This is a genomic window from Anabaena sp. CCY 9402-a (genome assembly GCF_963920945.1).
Taxonomy (GTDB): Bacteria; Cyanobacteriota; Cyanobacteriia; order Cyanobacteriales; family Nostocaceae; genus Trichormus; species Trichormus minutissimus.
The window spans coordinates 22,254-40,944 of sequence record NZ_CAWUDL010000020.1 but is presented as its reverse complement, the minus strand read 5'-3'; the positions used below and the strand labels follow the sequence as shown (position 1 = coordinate 40,944).

Genomic DNA, 18,691 nt, shown 5'->3' with positions numbered 1-18,691 from the left:
AAATGCAGGAAAATTGGCAGATTTTGCTAAAGCAGGAAATTACAAACCAGTATGTGCATAATTCACAAGAATGGATTGATTTAAATATTTCTACATCAGGTTTATTGAATTTGACGATTGTGAGTGAAGAATTTATTAATTTATCTATTCCTCAACGCAAAGAACAAATTTATAATTTATTTAAATCACAAGTTCCTCATTTATCTCCTGGGTTTATTTCCCTATATACTCCTCAAGAAGCAGATTCACTAAATCTTTCAGCACCACAGGCTTTTAATACAGCTTCAGTAAAAACTTGGCAAGATTTAGCAATTCAAGCAGCTAATCCGCAAAATCAACCTCAACTTCCCCAGCATGAACCCAGTTTACCCAGAACCGTAACTTTTTATTCCTTTAAAGGAGGAGTAGGACGTACTACAGCATTAACTCATGTTGCTTGGATTTTAGCAATGCGTGGTCGTAAAGTTGTAGTTGTGGATTTAGATTTAGAAGCACCTGGATTGAGTACAGCATTCAACCTCAAACCACAACCCAAGTATGGAATTGTTGACTATTTTTATGAACGTTCCTACCTACCAGCAGGAGTAGAACCAAGTATTTCAATTGCTGAAATATTTGGAGAAGTGAGAATAACTAACGCCATAGGACGATTATTTGTTGTTCCTGCTGGCTATCTTAATCTTGATTATGTCTCGAAAGTTGATGATCTTCATGCTAATACTGTTATTGATGGAGATCAAAATCTTTGGTCTATTTTCAAGCGAGAAATTTACGAACAATTGAAACCTGATATACTCTTAATTGATTCGAGAACTGGAATTAATCAATGGGGAGCTTTATCATTAATCCAAGCGGCTGATGAAGCAATTATCTTTCTTTTCCCTAATGAACAAAATAAACAAGGAATAGAAGTACTTTTGCAATCACTTCAAAGCCTTAAGGATTTATCAATTAATTTTGTTTTTTCTCCTGTACTTGACAGTGATCATAAAGCTGTTTCATCAAAAATAATTAATATTTGGAAATCATTACTCAACAAAATAAAGACAGAACTAAATGAACATTATGAAACGGATGAGGATGAGTCTGATTTAGAAAATCATCAAAATTTAATAGAAGAACCATTAGTAATTCCTTACTTTACGCCCATTGCTGTAGCTGATAATTATCCTGTACCAGCTTTTCTAGATTACTATAATAAAATTGCTAACTTGATTGATGAAGAAACTGATGAAATCGAACGCAAAAATATTTTAACTAATTCAGAGAAACGCTGGGAAATCATTGAAACTCTGCAATTTCCTGAAGTAAATGCTGCCGATCAAAGACAGGATTTAAGCTTACTATTTCAGCGTACAACTGATTTTGAAAGATTTTTAGACGATACAACCTGCTTAATTAGAGGACGAAAAGGAACAGGTAAAACTGCTTTGTATTGGCTTGTTTTAAAACACAAAAATCTCGCTCAAAAACTAGCTCATGGACGGTTAGATAGTACTATATTTGTGTCAGCGCATGGGAGATTTCAAGAAAGTCGCCCATCTCGTGAGGAATTCCAATTTATCCATCAGAATTTGCAGCCAAAAAGTGGAACATGGGAAGCTTTCTGGAGGGCTTATTTATTACTTAGATGTCATCAGGAAAATTTATTTAAGTTTCCTAGAGGTAAGAAAGGTGAAAAATTTAGTGAACTGAAACAAATTATCAATAATTTACCTAGAGGAACATGGCAGTCTGAATGCACTCAAGCTTTGTTAGAATTATCCACTAATTTTGAACTACGTCTCATAGTCAAAGATGCCATCAACATTCTTCTTAATGAAGAAGCTAAAAATAATTCTCAAAAATTGTGGTTTCTTTACGATGATTTAGATGAAGATTTTCCTGAAGTAGGAGGAGTAAGACAGCAAGCACTCACTGGCTTATTTCAATTAGTTCAATCTTGTGATGCTAACAGATTAACAGAAATTAGATTTAAAATTTTCTTGAGAGAAGATATATGGAATCGTTTAAGTTTTGACAATAAAAGTCATTTTACTGGCCGGGATATTATCTTACAATGGGCTAAGATTGATTTTTTACGGTTAGCACTTCGTCAAGCAATACAATCTGAACCTTTCAAAAAATTAGTTGATCGAGTTGCTCCTATTCCTATTGAAAGTATTGATCAAGCTAGCGAGGAAGCGATTGATAAAGCATTAGAGTTACTGTGGGGAAGTCGTCGCAGAGGTGGAAATAGAGCTAAAAATGTATCTCGATGGGTTTATGAACGATTAACAGATTCAAGTGGTACTACTTTTCCTAGAAGTTTAAGTATATTACTCAAAGGAGCAAAAGAACAAGAATTAACTTATAAAGGAAAATCATCAATTAAACTGCGTACAGACCGATTACTCCAAGGGAATTCTCTGGAATTTGGCTTGAAAAAAGCATCAGAAAAACGCTGCGAAGAAATTAAAGAGGAATATCCTGATTTAATTAAATTTTTTGATTCTCTCAAAAACGTATCAGCTTTTTTAGAGAAAGAACCATTACAAAAAATATGGCAGGAATCAGCACATGATATAGCAGAATTTGAAGAGTTTGCTTCTTTTTTAAGTGAGATTGGTATTATTGAATGGCGCGAAAAAGAGGAACGCTATAAGGTTGCTGATATTTATGCCTATGGCTTTGGAATGGATCGTAGAGGAGGATTATAAAAATATTTTTAACTTTATATTTCTGGTTGTCTATAAATTCTTGCAGGTTTACGGTTTGAGAAAGATTTGATTCGCCATCAATTAATATGATGTCGCTGTTTTAAATAGAGTGATGTCTACGATGGCTACACCTACGCACTTTTTAAAATGAAAAAAGTAGCTGAGTAAAAACAGCTACTTTTCTATGAGGATTAAACTACCATTTGTATTTAATCCAGTCGTAAATCTCTAAGTATTCTTCCCCTGGTTGATTCCAAGAGTAGTCATACTTCATACCCTGAATCGCTAGTTTTTGAAACTCTTCAGGGGACTTATACCACAAATCAATTGCCCGATTCATGGCTGATTCTAAAGCCTGGTTATCTGTCTGATAAAACACATAACCATTGCGTTTTTCTGGTGGGAGATTTTGGTCGTAGTCTCGGTCAAATACTGTATTCACTAGTCCGCCGACACCGCGCACAATGGGGACAGTACCATACTTCAAACCAATCATTTGAGTTAAACCACAGGGTTCATAATTGCTGGGGACAACAATCATATCTGCCCCTGCATAAATGAGGTGAGATAGTTCTTCATTAAAGCCCAGTTCTAAATGTACATCTGGGTTATTATTCAAAAATTCTTTTTCATGGCGGAAATGAGCGTTGATTCCCGCTTCTGTTGCAGAACCTAGTAATACAAATTGTGCTTCTTTATTCAAAGCATGATAAATTGCATGGTGGACAAGATGCACACCTTTTTGATGATCTAATCTTCCGATGTAGGCGATGATTGGTTTATCAGAGGGGCGGAGCAATAGTTGCTCGCGCAAAGCTTTTTTGTTATATAGTTTTTGTTCAAAATCATCTTCGTTATAGTTGTGGGATATGTAACGGTCAATTTCTGGATTCCAAAAATCGTAATCTATACCGTTCAGCACCCCTTTAAATTTTTCTCGGTGCAAATGCAAAGTATGACCTAAACCACAGCCAACTTCTGTATGTTGAGCCTCTAAAGCATGGTTAGGCGAAACTGTGGTGACTGCATTTGAGTAAACAATTCCCCCTTTCATATAGTTCAAAGCGAAGGGGTTAAAGTCGTCTTGCAACTTGTCGGATTGGAAGTAATAGGACTCTCGATTTAAACCTGTAGCCCAGAGAGTTTTGACACCACCAATTCCTTGATGCTTAAAGTTGTGGATGGTGTAGCAAACTCGTTGATGATCCATGCCATGATATTTGTAAATCTCATAGAGCATGACGGGAACTAACCCTGTTTGCCAATCATGGCAATGGATAATACCAGGACGCTTATTGCTTTGATGGAGAAATTCTAAAGCGGCTTTGCTGAAGAAGGCAAAGCGCATATCGTCATCATCACAACCGTAATAGCAACCGCGATTGAAGAAGTTGTCTTCAGAGTGGGGTTCGATGAAGAAACAGACTCGCCCATGTACCCAACCACAATACACGGTGCAGTGAATAGCCCCACCATACCAAGGCACAGACAAGTTTAAGTAAGCCTCATGTAGCCCCCAAATATGGTCGTAGCGCATACAATCATACTTGGGTAAAATCAGTTCGACGCAATTGCCCCGAATGTCTAATTCTCGACTCAAACCGTAAACGACATCCCCTAAACCTCCTGCCTTAATTACAGGAGCGCATTCCGAGGCAATCTGTACGATGTACATCCGTAGTCCTCGCTTTACAAAAGTTTATCTTACTATACATCTCAGTATATGCAAGATGTACTCATTGACAAGCGAGTGTTTGAATGATAGATGCTAATATTTACCGGAAAACTGGATTTAGCTCGCGGATGTTCAAGATTTCTTGACTTATTGAGAGTGGTAATTTAAACGCGGAGGTACGCAGGGAGAGCCAATTAGAGTTTATCTTTTGCTCCTAGCATTTGGAGTATTTTTTCTGCGTTATCTAAGTCACCAACTAGACGGCGAATTGGGTGAGGCCAAACTTTGACTAGGGTTGGGGTGGCGGATACTTGATCGATTTCTGCTTGTTCTGGATTAGTTAAGACATCAATCACTTTCATTGTGTAAGGATATCCTAGCGATCGCTCTAATTGTTCATGTAAATTCTTGAGAATACGCTCTGTGTTAGCACTGTGTCCGGCGACGAACAAACGCAGAACATAAGTTTTGATTTGGGCTTTTTGTACTGCCTTAGCTGATGGATGATATCTTGGGACTGGTTCGGAAAGGTCTAAATTGATAATTAAGTCGTGGTCTTCCCAGAGTTGGGGAAATGCAGCGCGATAAGTGGACAATACCATGCGATCGCACAACCCATCTTGCCAAGGTGCAGGTTGCCAAACCAAGTCACCTGTATCAAAAATCGCATTTAGTACAGCCTGATGTTTCATTACTACGGGGTAAGCTTCCGCAAAGGTTTTCACCTGCTGCGTTTGCGGATCTAACCAGTGGTCAATTGTGGCTGTATAACAAGGAACTAGAAAGTGGGGCGGTTCTGGTAAGTCGAGAATTTCCTGTAAAGCAGTACATAAATGAGAATGCCATCGACCTTGCTTGTTTGAGTCGATGCAGTAAATTAAATCTCCTCCCGGTGTAAATAGGGCAATTCCCTTAAATAACTGAGGTTGAAATAGTGTATCTGTAGTCAAGTTAATTAGTTAGTTCTCGGAACTGGGCATGGGGCATAGGGCATGGGGTATGGGGCATTGGGGTAAAATTTCTTTCTTATACACCCTTATACCCTTACACCCCTACACCGCTACTCTCTTAGACTCGTCCTCGAAGGAATTGAGCCATTTCGTTAGGTGTTGGCGACATTTCTAAGGCTGTTTCTTCAGTGATGCGACCCTCTTGATAGAGGTTGAGCAATGACTGATTCATCGTAATCATACCGTCAAAACCAGCTTGCTTCATCAATTCGGTAATTTCATCATACTTACCATCTTTGACCCATTCTTTGACTGCCTCTGTATTAATCAGGACATCATGGAAAGCTGCCCGCTTACCGTCGGTTGTCCGACACAAACCTTGGGCAATAACTGCTACTAAAGATTCAGCCAGTGCTACTCGCATAGCATCTTGTTCTTCACCTGAGTACAGGTTCAAAATCCGTTCAATAGTTTTTACTGCACTATTGGTGTGTAGCGTTCCCATCACCAAGTGACCAGTCTGAGCCGCTTTTAAGGCTGTGTTGACTGTTTCTTTGTCCCGCATTTCACCTACCAGAATTAAATCTGGATCTTCCCGCAAGGCTGCTTTTAAAGCATTGTCGAATTTTCGGGTGTGCATTCCTACTTCCCGTTGCTTAACTAAAGACTTACGGCTTTGATGCACAAATTCTACTGGGTCTTCAATAGTAATAATGTGTTTAGGCATTTCCCTATTGATGTAATCAATCATAGCTGCCATCGTTGTCGATTTACCTGAACCAGTAGGCCCAGTCACCAAAATTAAGCCTTTGTGATAATGACAAATATCTCGAAATATGGGGGGTAATCTCAACTGATCAATAGATAGGATTTTTAAAGGAATCAACCGTAGCACCATTGCATGGCCTTTGAGAGAGTCAAAGACGTTAATCCGTACACGGGCAAATTCATATTGGGTAGCACCATCAAATTCCAAGTGTTCTTGAAATCGTTGAATTTCCGGCTCAGTTATGATCTCTCGTAACCAACTCATGAAAGTTGGTTTGTCGGTTTCTGGATAATCAGTTGGGCTAATTTCTCCTCGGCTACGGAAGCGAGGTATTTCACCTACTCCCAAGTGAATATCAGAATATCCATTATCAAAGGCTTCTTTAATAATTTCCGCTAAAGTTAGCCCCGAAGTGGTAGCACTACTAGCAACAGGCATTGGTGGCGGCGTTCCAGGACGATGAGCCGCCGCAGGTGCAGGACTTGGGGGTGGTGGTACAGCTTGTCCAGCACTTCTATTAACTGACGACATATCCAAAGTTTGTGTATGTTGGCGTTGCGTCATGACTGTAGGTGGTGGTGGCGGTAGTGGCGGTGCTGGTGGCACATTCCGAGCAACAACAGGATTGGGATTCGCTGGATGCTGTGATTCTGTCATATATCTTTAATATCTCGCAGTTGAACTATTCAATGAAGAAAAAGACGAGGTAAAACGTTCTGAAGCTTCTCAGTAAGCCAATTTTAGGTTTCTGATTAATTGGCAGCTTTTAGTAATATTCCGTTACATCTCGTCTAGGATATTTGTATAACTTATGACGTTAATTTATAAAAGAAAAAATTGTAACCTCCTATCTAAACTGGTTTATCCTAAGAGTTTCCTAAAAAACCTCAGTAAATGTATTGTTAAAGTAAAGTATTTTTTTACGCAAAAAAATTGATGTGAATTAGGAATATGAATCTTAAATGAGAGGACTTTATCTATGGCGACTATAAGTAACTAGCAATTAACAGCAGAATCATCTGTAGATAATTTGTTGAGCGACCTGAGAGAATTATGAGAAGCATCGGCATTTTTCATAAGAAATGTTAAGCAAAATCTAACTCAAGAGTTGGAATCAAACTTTTTGGTCAAATGACTTTTGTCCACTATTCCTCAAGACAGATATCGAAAGCGAGATTTATGATGAAATGTGAACTTAAATTTACATTCATAGTTGCAAAAAATTAATTGTAAAGTTTAATAAATAAACGCTCATTTTCTCGGACTGGTTTTATATACTGAAACTTCATTGAATCATTCAGTTGCTTGCCAAAAGCGAGATATTACTGAAAATAAATTTTGCTGTGTACTTAGGAGGAAACGTTATGGTTTTGGCTCAGAGTTCTAATCTCGGAAAGACCTACTCCTTGTTGATGATTAAAAGTTTTTTGATATGGACTTTTACATTGGCAGTATGCTTGTTGGTTGTCGGATTTCCATTAGTTGTGTTGATGGCTACTGTCGGATGTTTGTTGTCAATTGTGCTGCAATCTGTAATGCCTGTTAGCGCAGTTTTACTTGTTGCAGGCGGCTTGATTATGTTGAATGTCATGGCTGTATTGATTGCGGCAGGTGTGCTGACCTTTAAGGGTGTACATCCAAAAGAAATTCAATGGTTAAGCTGGTTGCACGGAGGAGAAGCAGAGCAGATGCAGACCACTGTATATGCAGCTTGCCCACTAACTTGTGATTCCAAACTATAGTCATCCTGAAAAATTCGACCAAAAGCATCTGCCCGGTTCAGCCGGGTTTTTTCGTGTTTGGAGGGAATTAGGGGATAGGGGACAGGGGACAGGTGACAGGGAAATAACTATTGACTAATGATTATTGACTAATGATTATTGACTAATGATTATTAACTAATAACTAATGACTAATGACTAATGACTAATCAAAAATCTATTTACATTATCTTAGGAACACGTCCAGAGGCGATTAAGTTAGCTCCGGTGATTCAGGTTTTCCAGAAATCGCCTGACTTTGATTTGCGGGTGATTTTAACTGGACAGCATCGGGAGATGGTTGAACAAGTGATGCAGTTGTTCAACTTGAAGGCAGATTATGATTTAGAGATTATGCAGCCTCAACAATCTCTAAGTGATATCACTTGCCGCAGTTTGCGAGGTTTAGAAAAGTTATTCCTGGAAAATAAGCCAGATTTAGTCATAGTACAAGGTGACACGACTACGGCTTTTGCCGCAACTTTAGCAGCGTTTTATCAAAAAATACCTGTTGGTCATGTCGAAGCAGGCTTAAGAACTGATGATTTATTTAATCCTTACCCAGAGGAAGCTAATCGGCGGTTAATTTCGCAACTCACCCAGTTACACTTTGCGCCGACTGCGTTGGCTGTGGAAAACTTAGAGCGTTCTGGGGTTTTGGGTGAAATTCATTTGACGGGGAATACAGTTATTGATGCGCTGTTAAATGTGGCTGCGACTCAACCGGCTTGTAATGTGCCTGGTTTAGATTGGGATTCCTACCGTACTTTGCTGGCTACTGTGCATCGCCGAGAGAATTGGGGAGAACCATTACAAGCGATCGCCCAAGGTTTTTTACAAATCTTAAATAAGTTTCCCGATACGGCTTTGCTGTTACCCTTACACCGCAACCCTACTGTGAGAGAACCTTTGCAAGCATTATTGGGGAATCATCCGCGAGTGTTTTTAACAGAACCTCTAGATTATGCGGAATTAGTAGGAGCAATTGGGCGATCGCATTTTCTACTGACTGACTCCGGTGGTTTACAAGAAGAAGCACCCAGTCTAGGAAAACCAGTCTTAGTTCTCAGAGAAACGACTGAAAGACCAGAAGCTGTGGCTGCGGGTACAGCAAAACTGGTCGGGACTGCTAGTGATAGCATTGCATCTGCTGCCGATGAGTTACTGAGTAACCCAGTAGCGTATGAAACGATGGCTAACGCTATTAATCCCTTTGGGGATGGTCATGCAGCAGAATACATCTTGCAGATTGTTCAAAAATACTTTGGGTTGGGCTAAAAACTTAAGACGTTGCAATGCAACGTCTCTATTCACCCATAACGCTAAGAACTGTATCTTATTGTATTCTGCCTTCCTTAACTATCCTCTTAATAATGCACTGCGAGTTTGAGGGCCAACTACGCCATCTACACGCAAGTTGTTATTGGCTTGAAATTCCCTGACTCGCCGAGTAGTCACAGGGCCGTAATAACCAGTGGGTTCAATTCCGAGAACTTTCTGCACTTCTGATACAGCCTGACCTTTAGAGCCAAGACTCAGCGTTATAGGGCCGCCAGTCGGTGTAATAGTTGTAGTAGGTGTCGAAGCGGTTCTAAATAAAGCACTGCGTGTTTGAGGTCCGACTATGCCATCTACACGCAATTTATTATTGGCTTGAAACTCCCTAACTCGTCGAGCAGTTACAGGCCCATAATAACCTGTAGCATTAATCCCTAGAACTTTCTGCACTTCTGACACAGCTTGACCTCTAGAGCCAACAGTGAGGATGACACGTCCACCAACCCCGGCACGATTCATCGGTTTGGTCGGACTAGTCGTAGAAGTGGTAGACATACTACTCACCCAGTTTGCAGATACATATCTGTTGGTAGATAGGCGAGCAAAACCATTTACTGTCCCAGTGGTTGCAATTTGAGTACCGTTAGGTAAACAATCGACAACTTTCGATTTGGGGTTGGGATCTACACGCACATTGAGACAAGTGCCATTAGTTCTGACATAGGCGGCTAAAGCTGCTGGTGTTTGAGTAATAGCCGAGAACAATACCATGCAGCCTGCTAAAGACAACCAAGCCGAAGATTTCAGGACTTTATGCCAATTTAAATCAAATTTGGGAAACTCGTAGTCGATATATTCTGCCTGACCATTTGCCTCTTCGTTGGCAATAACCATAGAGGAATAAGCGAGATATTCCATTGGTGAACACCTTATATTTGGTAAAGTTTAAAAGCGTACAGACGATATTGAGTTTGTGTATTTTTAACTACTCTATATCATAAAGCGTTTTATTGTTGGTATGATCAAGAAATCAGAAAATTTATAACAATCTTTGCAGAAACAATTCGCGATCGCGCTAGTAATTTTCAGTGTTATCATTGGCTTGAGGGACTCTGCACACTTGGATTTTTTCAGATTAATTAGATTGAGACAAAAGTCATAAAATCTTAATTCCTCTCATCACAAAAAAACTATTTTTTTCATTTATTAAAAGTAAAAAAAACATCGGTACGAATCTGACTACCATTACGCCACACTTCTACTTTGTCTGGACTGACTAAGTAAGAGAAACTACCGTTATCTGCTTGATATTGATTTTGACCAATGTTCCAAGCTGGTATCTTGACTGGTTGTTGAGGGTCTTGTTTTAACTGACCAATATAGAATAACTGACTGTTTTCTTGGCAGACTTTGACGAATGTATTTTTGGTTTCACCTTGTAAGACTGTGACACCATTGCATTTGGTATCTGTCACAGGTGCAAGAGTTACGGGAATTGGTATAGCTTGGGAAGGTGAAACGGCTTGTGCTACTGGGGGTGTAGTAATTGGTCGGGGTTTATTAACTTGATAACCGCCAGCCGCAGATGGATAACTCTGTGGTGAGGGAATATTGCTAGCGATAGAAGATGCTAGTAAATGCTGAGGATCAGCAGCAACTCGACCATTGGGATAAATTTCAAAATGTAAGTGAGGTGCAGTGCTATTTCCGGTAGATCCCATCTCAGCAATAATTTGGCCTTGTTTCACCTGTTGACCTTTGCTGACTAATAAACGACGGTTATGACCGTACACTGTTACACTACCGTTATGATGTTTAATTTCTATAGCATTACCTAATCCCCATTCATCCCATCCTGATTTCACTACTGTTCCCGCCGCCGCCGCCATAATTGGCGTTCCAGATGGTGCAGCGATATCAATACCTTCATGTCGATACTTGTGGAAGCCTTGAGAAATATATCCTTTTGTTGGCCAAATCAAGTTAGCAATAGTTAGAGGTGTTTGTTGAATTGCGACTTGAGTGAAAGCGGTGCTATTGGTGATGAGTACAGTGCTGAATGATATTAATGCCATCAAGCCATAAGTACAGGCTTGTAAGATAGTATTTTTTCTCACAAGTGTTAATCCTTGCAAATATAGTTTAAATAGTCTGTATATATTCGTTTGTTCAAGATAACACTGGAAATAACAGGATAAAATCCGTAAAATTTATTACTTTTATGGATGCTGCGTACTACATAGACGGAGATTGTGCTGAGAAAGTGTCAGGGAGCGATAATTTGTGCAAGAATAGCGAAAAAAAAGATCCCCGACTTCTCAAAGAAGTCGGGGATCTGAATGACATCTGAATGACGTGTAAGGGAACACTAACAGCGACACCTTATATTTCCACCTATGCCAAAACGCGACATTTCCCTGCAAATGGGAAACTTTTATCATGTTTACAATCGGGGGAATAATCGCCAAAATATTTTCTTCGAGCGTGAGAATTATATTTATTTTCTCAGATTGGTCAGAAAACATCTCATCAGTAATGCGGTAGATATTATCGCTTATTGTTTAATGCCCAATCATTATCATTTTTTAGTTTACCTCAGAGATGAAACCCTCTCTGATGCCATGAAATCTCTCTCACTTGCCTATACAAAAGCAATTAATAAAAAAAAGGTTTAATCGTTCTGGAGTGTTATTTCGGGACGCTTCCAAAGTCTCCATGTTTCACAAACTGATTATCTGATCAATCTTTCCCATTACATCCATCTGAATCCAGTAAAAGCAGGATTAGTACAGCAACCTGAAGAATGGGAGTTTTCTAGTTGTTTAGATTATGTCGGTTTACGAGCAGGAATACTACCCAAGACAGAGTATATTAAGAAGCAGATTCAGGAAGAGTCAGCCTATCAGCAATTTTTGGTGGATCATAGCCTACCTAACAGTCTTGGTTTCCAGAAACTGCTGCTAGATGACTAGATCCCCGACTTCTTTAAGAAGTCGGGGATCTGACTAAATTATTGATTAGTTAATATCAGCTTTGGTTCTAGATTCTCTGCTTCAGGTTCTGGCAAGCCGTACATTGATCTGTATAGTCGGTCGTATTCTTTGCCAGATTTGTACCAGCTGAAGTCTTGATTCATGCCACGTTTTTGTAGTTCTTGCCATTGGGGTTTATATCGGAAACCTTCCCAAGCGCGAATCATACAGGTGAATAAATCTAGTGGTTCATAGCGGTCAAAGCAATAGCCTGTACCAGCATCATTCATGGGGTCATGGTGGGATACGGTGTCAACTAGTCCACCGGTGCGGCGAACGATGGGGACGCTACCGTAGCGTAAAGCCATCATTTGACTGATACCACAGGGTTCAAAACGGCTAGGCATTAAGAAGGCATCTGTACCGGCGTAAATGCGACGGGACAGAGGATCGTTATATAGTAGGTAAGTGGCCATGCGTCCGGGATAGCGCGAGGCTAATTGCCACATTTGGGTTTCATAGTAGCGATCGCCTGTTCCCAACAAAACGAACTGAGCATCAGTATAGGCCATGAAGCGGTCTAACATTTGGATGACTAAATCTAAGCCTTTTTGCTCGACTAACCGCGTTACCATGCCAATTAAAAAGGCATTTTTGTTAACTTCTAAGCCTACTTCTTCTTGCAAGGATATTTTGTTGGCTTTGCGTTGGTCTAAGGTATCAGTAGTGAAGGTTTGAGCTATATATTTATCTGTAGCTGGATCGTATACTTCCGTGTCTATACCGTTCACAATCCCAGATAATTTACCACTGATGAAGGACAGTAAACCTTCTATAGTTTCACCGTAAGCCGGAGTCTTGATTTGCTCGGCGTAGGTGGGAGAGACTGTATTTACTCTGTCAGCAAATTGGACGGCGGCGGCCAAGGTGTTGTGTCCTTGCATATACCAAGGACACCAAGTAATTTTCTCTAAATACCAACGCCAAGGGCCTTGATATGCCAAGTTATGAATTGTAAAGACTGTAGTGATATCTGGAGACTGGTTCATCCACACAGGAATCATCCCTGTATGCCAATCGTGACAGTGGATAATGTCTGGTTTCCAGTAATTCCAGCAAAATTCAGCTGCACCATTGGCAAACAAGGTGAACCGCCAGTCTTCATCATCGCCACCATAAATGCGGCGGGTATTGAAGGCAGAATGTCCAAATAAGTACAAGGGAACATCAGTACCAGGCAGAATCGCTTCGTGAACTGTAAAATCTTGGAACATGGCGTATCCCCGCCAAATCGGATCTTTGGGAATCTCCATTTTGTCTGGGAGAAAGCCGTAATGAGGCAGGAATATTCGGACATCATGCCCCATTTTTCTCAAGATTTTCGGTAAAGCTCCAACAACATCACCCATTCCGCCGACTTTAGCCACGGGTGCTGCTTCTGCTGCTACAAATAGAATCCGCATGGTAGTTTTTATTTCCCCGGTTCTTAAAATTTTTAGTTAAGTAATTACGAATTACTCATTGATCTAAACACATCTCGGAGCATCATCGTTTAAGAACCACGTTGAATCTCTGCAAAGATGACCTCTAAAATCTCTTGCGCTCCCTGTTGACGCAAAAGTGTTGCTAGTTCTATACCTAGAGCCTCGGCATCACTTGCCGCACCACTAACAGTATCATTAACTAGGTTTTGACCGTCTATACTGGCTACCACACCTGTGAGTGTTAAATTATCGCCATTTATCTCTGTATTTACCCCAATTGGTACTTGACAACCGCCTTCTAAACTCCGCAAAAAAGAGCGTTCTGCTAAACAGCGATCGCGGGTTTCGGGGTGTTCAATAGCTTTGAGTAGTGAGATTAATTCAGTATCATCCGCACGGCATTCTATCCCTAATGCACCTTGGCCGACAGCGTGGAGCGATACTTCTTTGGGGAGGACTTGGTGAACGCGATCGCCCATTCCCAGACGCTGCAACCCAGCCGCCGCTAAAATTAAACCATCATATTCGCCTGCATCAAGTTTGGCTAGGCGGGTATTCAAATTTCCCCGCACATCTTTAAATGTCAGGTGAGGAAATTTGTTGCGTAATTGCGCCAAACGTCGCAAAGACGATGTACCAATGACTGCACCGACTGGGAGGGTATCAATTTGCTTATCTTTAAATTTTTCATGCACAACTAGCGCATCGGCGGGATTTTCTCGTTCTGTAATCGCTGCTAGTGCTAAACCTTCTGGTAAGTTAGTCGGTAAATCCTTGAGGGAATGCACAGCAAAATCAATCTCTTGATTGATCATTCCCACTTCCAGTTCTTTAGTAAATAGTCCTTTATCGCCAATTTTGGCTAATGCTACATCCAGGATTTTGTCGCCTTGGGTAGACATGGTGTGGACTTCAAAAGCAATGTCAGGATAGCTTTTTTGCAGTTGCTCTCTTACCCAATAGGTCTGAACTAGCGCAAGTTGACTTTTGCGTGAACCAATACGAATTGTGCGTTTAGCAGTCGAAATAACTGAAGTCATAAAAAAATATGTCAAACCAGGCGATCATTTCACTCTCATCTAGACTACCGCAGTGGGTGACTTACCGGATGGCGATCGCCTGATTTTAGTGAAGTTTATTTTGATTTTTGGTTACATTTTTTAACAATAGTCCAAAAATGGGTTTCTGGAAAATATTCAAGCTTAAACATTTGATTATTGCTTGATCAATCTGGTTTTTGTTGTGTTGAGAATGGTGCAAAATCAGAGCTTAATTAATCCACAAAAAAGTAATCATGACAGTTAAGACAGTGAGTGGCAAGCCAAAACGGAGATGCTCCCAAAACGTGAGTTTGTATCCTAAGCCAGCCGCAGCTTCCACAGTAATTAAATTGGCTACTGCACCAAATAAAGTGAGATTACCAGCTAAAGTTGAACCGGCAGCCAGCAACAGCCAAGATTTAGTATCATCTTGAGTAATTAATGGTTGTAATAGCAGTACAGCTGGCACATTAGAAATTAAGTTAGATAAAACAACCGTTAAACCCAATAAACTGGCAGCAGAGTTAACTGTATGGGTAAATGGCTGTAGTAAGTTCAATTTTTGTGTGGCTTTCGTTAAGATAAACAGTCCGGAAAACATTACCAACAAGTTCCAATCTACTTTTTTCAAAATTCGCTGCGGTTTAATCCTTCTAGTAATTAGCAATAAACTAGCAGCAATTAAAGCTGACTGTGCTAGGGGTAAACCTACAGCAAAAGCAATTAGTAAGCCGGTGGTAATGACTAATGTTTTTTTAAATAGAGGTTTGAATATTCGTTGCTTGCTGGTAGGTAGGATTTGACAAGGTTTGAATGAGCGCACGTCTGGGTAGAGTAGCCACAGTAATCCTACTTGAATTACCAAGCCGACGATCGCCACTGGAGCTAATGCTTGCAGAAATTCTCGGTAGGAAATGCCAGAAAATGAGCCAATCAGGATATTTTGAGGATTACCGCTTAAGGTAGCCACTGAACCTATGTTAGTTGTTAGTTGCACCTGCGATCGCCAGTAAATAAGGAATGGGATTTAAACTCAAGGCTTGCGCCAAACTCAAAGGGTAAACACCAAGATAAACTTCAAATTGGATGATATTCACTTTCTTTATTGAGCTATTACCATTACGCCTCTCTCAAGATAGAACTATATGCTTCTATAGCTGATATGCTTTATTGATAAAAATTTGTATATTAAGTTTTGTAAAGATTACCGGAAAACCCGTCCAAAGACGGATGTCTTTATTAGAATTTAAACTGTGTCAAGTTACCAATAAGATTGGAAGGCTACACTAGTCATTCCGGGAAAATTGCGGTTAACTTGACGTAGTAATAGATCATGTCCTGACTTCAGTGACTAGTCAGATTCCTTATTGTATCTTGTTCAGGACGATGTTTTCCCGATTCAGTAATTTTGACGCTGTATATATTCATCGGAAAGGTGAATACCCTCATTAACACAGAGGCACAACCATGAAGGTATTTGATAATACCACAAAAAAGATTTTTCTTGCAAGCTGGGTTTGGATAAATCAACAAGAAGTAAGCAAAGTTCATCCCCAGCAGTTGCAAAACTCCACTTCCTTAGCCGGATGGGATCTTCTCCAACCCCTACGCCAGTGGTTAGACAGCATTAAAATCAGCGATCGCCAATTCGCGCACCGTCTATGTCAACTGATCCCCTCTCAATGTCCCTTTGAACGCGATATTAATTTATTTGGCAAAACTTTGTTTCATATTCCGCCATTATGCAAGCTCAATCCGTTATATGAAGAAGTGGTGAGTTTGCGCTTTCGAGCCATGTGCTATCTAGCCGATGAGTGTGGCGAGGATGTAACGCAGTATTGTTAGTGCTGAGTAAAGAGTGCTGAGTGAAGAGTTAGGAGTACAAAGAGTTAGAAGTTAAACGGCTTCTAACTCTTTGTTGTTGCTAATTTTTAGTTTTTCTGGCTTGCCATTTTTGGATGGCTTCTTGAGCATCTTCGTGGACAGATGTGACTTCTGGGACTAAGGTGGCTGTTTCAATCGCAGCCGGAAAATTACCTTGTTCGGCGCGGCTTTTCGCCAAATCTAAAATATTTTCGCTCCATTGGTTAATAGATTTCTTTGCTAAGTAGTAACCGGGTTGTCCTTTTGGTACTCTTTTGGCAACTTCAATGGCTCGATTGTAAGTAGAAGCTTGTCCTGACTTGATTAAGGCCTGGGCGGCTTCTAAAAGGGTGGTGTTGGCTAGATATTGTTTAGCTTCTGTCCGCCACTGGGTGATTGCTGCTTGGGCTTTGGGGTAAAGAGTCTCGTCTTTGGGGATCAATTGTGCAGCTGCGATCGCATTGCTGTATTGTTTTTGTTTAGCCCGACCTTCGGCTAAATCTAAAATCATCCGACTCCAAATCTTAATGTTTTCCTGGGCTTGGTCGTAGAGGGGTTCACCGGGTTTGATTTTCTTCGCGGTAGCAATCGCCAAGTTGAGGTCGCTAGCTTGCGTTTGTCTGAGGGACTTCTTGGCTAGGTCTAGTAAAGCTTGGTTGCGTTTTTGTGATTCAGAAATTGGCGCAATTTGGGCTGTTGATTGGTTTTTTGGTGGGTTGAGGGGCAATATTGTGGGAGGAGACTGGGAATTTGAGGCAGTTTTGATAACTGGTGTCTCATGATTAGCAGATGTAGAGGATATTTCTCTGGCTTGCAATACTCTGGCTTGATTGCGTAGCAGAACTACCGTAATCAAAGTTACTACAAGCATCGTACCTCCACCCCAAACGATAAACTGTCTCCACAATGAGGAGTCCGGTTTATTTTCAGGTAGGCGAGAAATATAAGGTTGGGGACTGTTGGGAATAAACCTACCTCCCATCTCTTCATCGGGTGGAAGTGGTGGGGATGACTGGGTGAAGAATTGTTCCCTAGTGTTAGAGTCAGGATCTAGATGAGAAAATTGTTGTTCATTGAATGTCAAGTTGGGAAATGATAACGGCTGGGATCTATCTTTGATAGCCGTTTCTGCACTTTGAGCTTCTCCCCAGATATTCATAGGATATGAATTAGCGAGAGTGTGGGAAGAGAATTCTCCTGGTGGGGGAGATGCGAGTGCTACCGCAAAGTTTTCCTCTGGAAAAATAATTGGTTCTGCGGCGGTGGGTTCTAATGTATTGGGAATGAATGTACTAGGAATTGCGGCTCTAAATTGTAATGTATGGGTGGTAGTTTCAACTGGCGGTAAAATTGCCGGCGGTGTAGAGGGGATGACTGCGACTGGGTTTTGGGTGGGTCGCCAGTAGTGTTGAGATAATTCTGGGGTGATAATGCTGAGGTGTTTTTCTAAATCCGCCAGGCTAATACCATAACCAGAACGCAAAGCTGCTAACAGTGCGGCGGTAAATATACCGTGACCGAGTTCTCTACTTTCTTGGGCAAATTGCTCTGGTTGGCAAGAAAAAATTGTCGCTAGTTGTAGTTCTTGGGCTAGTTCTAGGGTTTCTTGTCCAACGGGAGTATCCCCACCCGCACCAAAAGCGCGGTTGATATCAAACAGCAACAAGACATTGAGGTTAGCTAGTTGCAGACTTTGCATTAGCGATCGCAATTCTATCCCAGTCTCTGGGACGCGTTTGGGATCAGCATCTACAGGCATCAGGTAATCTCTGCCTTCGTAGTTGACCCCATAACCGCTAAAAAATAACCATATATTGTCTTGGGGTTGCCAACAAGCAGCTGCTAAATCTTCCAATAGCAACAGAATATTTTCTTTGGTTGGATAAGTGGATCTGTCGCCAATCGGTGGCGAAGTGTCACTCATCAGCAAGCATCGTTGATGTAAAAAACCTGCTTGTTGAACTAAAAAATCTTTTAGTGACTCAGCATCAGCTTGAGCGCAACTTAAAGGTTGAAATAACTGATATTGATTGATGCCTATGGCGATCGCCCAGTAGTTTGCCATCCCGCCCTTTGTAGGTTGTTGTGTGGTTGCCTAAAATTGCGGTTGGCTTTGCTGAAAAAACAAAGCTAACCTAATGTTTTATAGTCTGGGTGATTCAATGAGAGTCACCAGATTGTATGTAACTTTTATTACCTAA

At 40.7% G+C, this 18,691-nt stretch carries 12 protein-coding genes and 2 pseudogenes; 5 read left to right on the top strand and 9 right to left on the bottom strand.

Annotated elements, in window-relative coordinates:
- Positions 1 to 2 precede the first annotated feature (2 nt).
- Positions 3 to 2,699 (top strand): P-loop ATPase, Sll1717 family, encoded by a 2,697-nt coding sequence (locus ACM0OR_RS09715; protein ID WP_414576061.1) that lies wholly within the window; start codon positions 3 to 5, stop codon positions 2,697 to 2,699.
- A gap of 196 nt (positions 2,700 to 2,895) precedes the next feature.
- Here the strand turns inward: ACM0OR_RS09715 and glgA (ACM0OR_RS09710) are convergent, their stop codons facing one another.
- From glgA (ACM0OR_RS09710) to ACM0OR_RS09700, 3 genes are all read right to left on the bottom strand, one after another.
- Positions 2,896 to 4,374, bottom strand: a complete 1,479-nt coding sequence (gene glgA / locus ACM0OR_RS09710) for a glycogen synthase GlgA (protein ID WP_414576060.1) — start codon at positions 4,372 to 4,374, stop codon at positions 2,896 to 2,898.
- A gap of 194 nt (positions 4,375 to 4,568) precedes the next feature.
- On the bottom strand, positions 4,569 to 5,324 hold the full coding sequence (locus ACM0OR_RS09705) for a circadian clock KaiB family protein (RefSeq protein WP_414576059.1): 756 nt from the start codon (positions 5,322 to 5,324) through the stop codon (positions 4,569 to 4,571).
- Between the two features lie 118 nt (positions 5,325 to 5,442).
- On the bottom strand, positions 5,443 to 6,750 hold the full coding sequence (locus tag ACM0OR_RS09700; protein WP_414576058.1) for a type IV pilus twitching motility protein PilT: 1,308 nt from the start codon (positions 6,748 to 6,750) through the stop codon (positions 5,443 to 5,445).
- A gap of 707 nt (positions 6,751 to 7,457) precedes the next feature.
- Here ACM0OR_RS09700 and ACM0OR_RS09695 point away from each other — a divergent pair.
- Together ACM0OR_RS09695 and wecB are read left to right on the top strand one after the other, a co-directional pair.
- Entirely contained in the window at positions 7,458 to 7,835 is a 378-nt protein-coding gene (locus ACM0OR_RS09695; RefSeq protein ID WP_190707897.1) for a hypothetical protein, read from the top strand.
- Between the two features lie 180 nt (positions 7,836 to 8,015).
- On the top strand, positions 8,016 to 9,131 hold the full coding sequence (wecB, locus tag ACM0OR_RS09690) for a non-hydrolyzing UDP-N-acetylglucosamine 2-epimerase (protein WP_414576057.1): 1,116 nt from the start codon (positions 8,016 to 8,018) through the stop codon (positions 9,129 to 9,131).
- 81 nt (positions 9,132 to 9,212) lie between these two features.
- Here wecB and ACM0OR_RS09685 read toward each other — a convergent pair whose 3' ends face one another.
- Both ACM0OR_RS09685 and ACM0OR_RS09680 read right to left on the bottom strand, forming a co-directional pair.
- Positions 9,213 to 10,049, bottom strand: a complete 837-nt coding sequence (locus ACM0OR_RS09685; protein ID WP_414576056.1) for a peptidoglycan-binding protein — start codon at positions 10,047 to 10,049, stop codon at positions 9,213 to 9,215.
- Positions 10,050 to 10,330: 281 nt separating this feature from the next.
- Complete coding sequence (locus ACM0OR_RS09680) at positions 10,331 to 11,248, bottom strand: M23 family metallopeptidase (RefSeq protein WP_414576055.1); 918 nt, start codon at positions 11,246 to 11,248, stop codon at positions 10,331 to 10,333.
- 279 nt (positions 11,249 to 11,527) lie between these two features.
- On the opposite strand from ACM0OR_RS09680, the pseudogene ACM0OR_RS09675 reads away from it, so the two are divergent.
- Positions 11,528 to 12,103, top strand: a pseudogene (locus tag ACM0OR_RS09675) (transposase).
- 38 nt (positions 12,104 to 12,141) lie between these two features.
- On the opposite strand, the gene glgA (ACM0OR_RS09670) reads toward ACM0OR_RS09675, so the two are convergent.
- The 3 genes and pseudogenes from glgA (ACM0OR_RS09670) to ACM0OR_RS09660 all read right to left on the bottom strand — a co-directional run.
- The gene (gene glgA / locus ACM0OR_RS09670; protein WP_414576054.1) at positions 12,142 to 13,566 is read right to left on the bottom strand and encodes a glycogen synthase GlgA; all 1,425 of its coding nucleotides are present in this window, start codon (positions 13,564 to 13,566) and stop codon (positions 12,142 to 12,144) included.
- Between the two features lie 89 nt (positions 13,567 to 13,655).
- Positions 13,656 to 14,627: a hydroxymethylbilane synthase gene (gene hemC, locus ACM0OR_RS09665; RefSeq protein WP_414576053.1), complete on the bottom strand. Its 972-nt coding sequence runs from the start codon at positions 14,625 to 14,627 to the stop codon at positions 13,656 to 13,658.
- A 229-nt stretch (positions 14,628 to 14,856) separates the two neighbouring features.
- Positions 14,857 to 15,682, bottom strand: a pseudogene (locus tag ACM0OR_RS09660) (SLC13 family permease); the annotation flags it as partial.
- A 412-nt stretch (positions 15,683 to 16,094) separates the two neighbouring features.
- Here ACM0OR_RS09660 and ACM0OR_RS09655 point away from each other — a divergent pair.
- Positions 16,095 to 16,472 carry a Mo-dependent nitrogenase C-terminal domain-containing protein gene (locus ACM0OR_RS09655; RefSeq protein ID WP_323266615.1) on the top strand — a complete coding sequence of 126 codons (378 nt, stop codon included), beginning with the start codon at positions 16,095 to 16,097 and terminating at the stop codon, positions 16,470 to 16,472.
- 79 nt (positions 16,473 to 16,551) lie between these two features.
- On the opposite strand, the gene ACM0OR_RS09650 is transcribed toward ACM0OR_RS09655, so the two are convergent.
- Positions 16,552 to 18,555 carry a caspase family protein gene (locus ACM0OR_RS09650; RefSeq protein WP_414576052.1) on the bottom strand — a complete coding sequence of 668 codons (2,004 nt, stop codon included), beginning with the start codon at positions 18,553 to 18,555 and terminating at the stop codon, positions 16,552 to 16,554.
- Between the last annotated feature and the right edge of the window lie 136 nt (positions 18,556 to 18,691).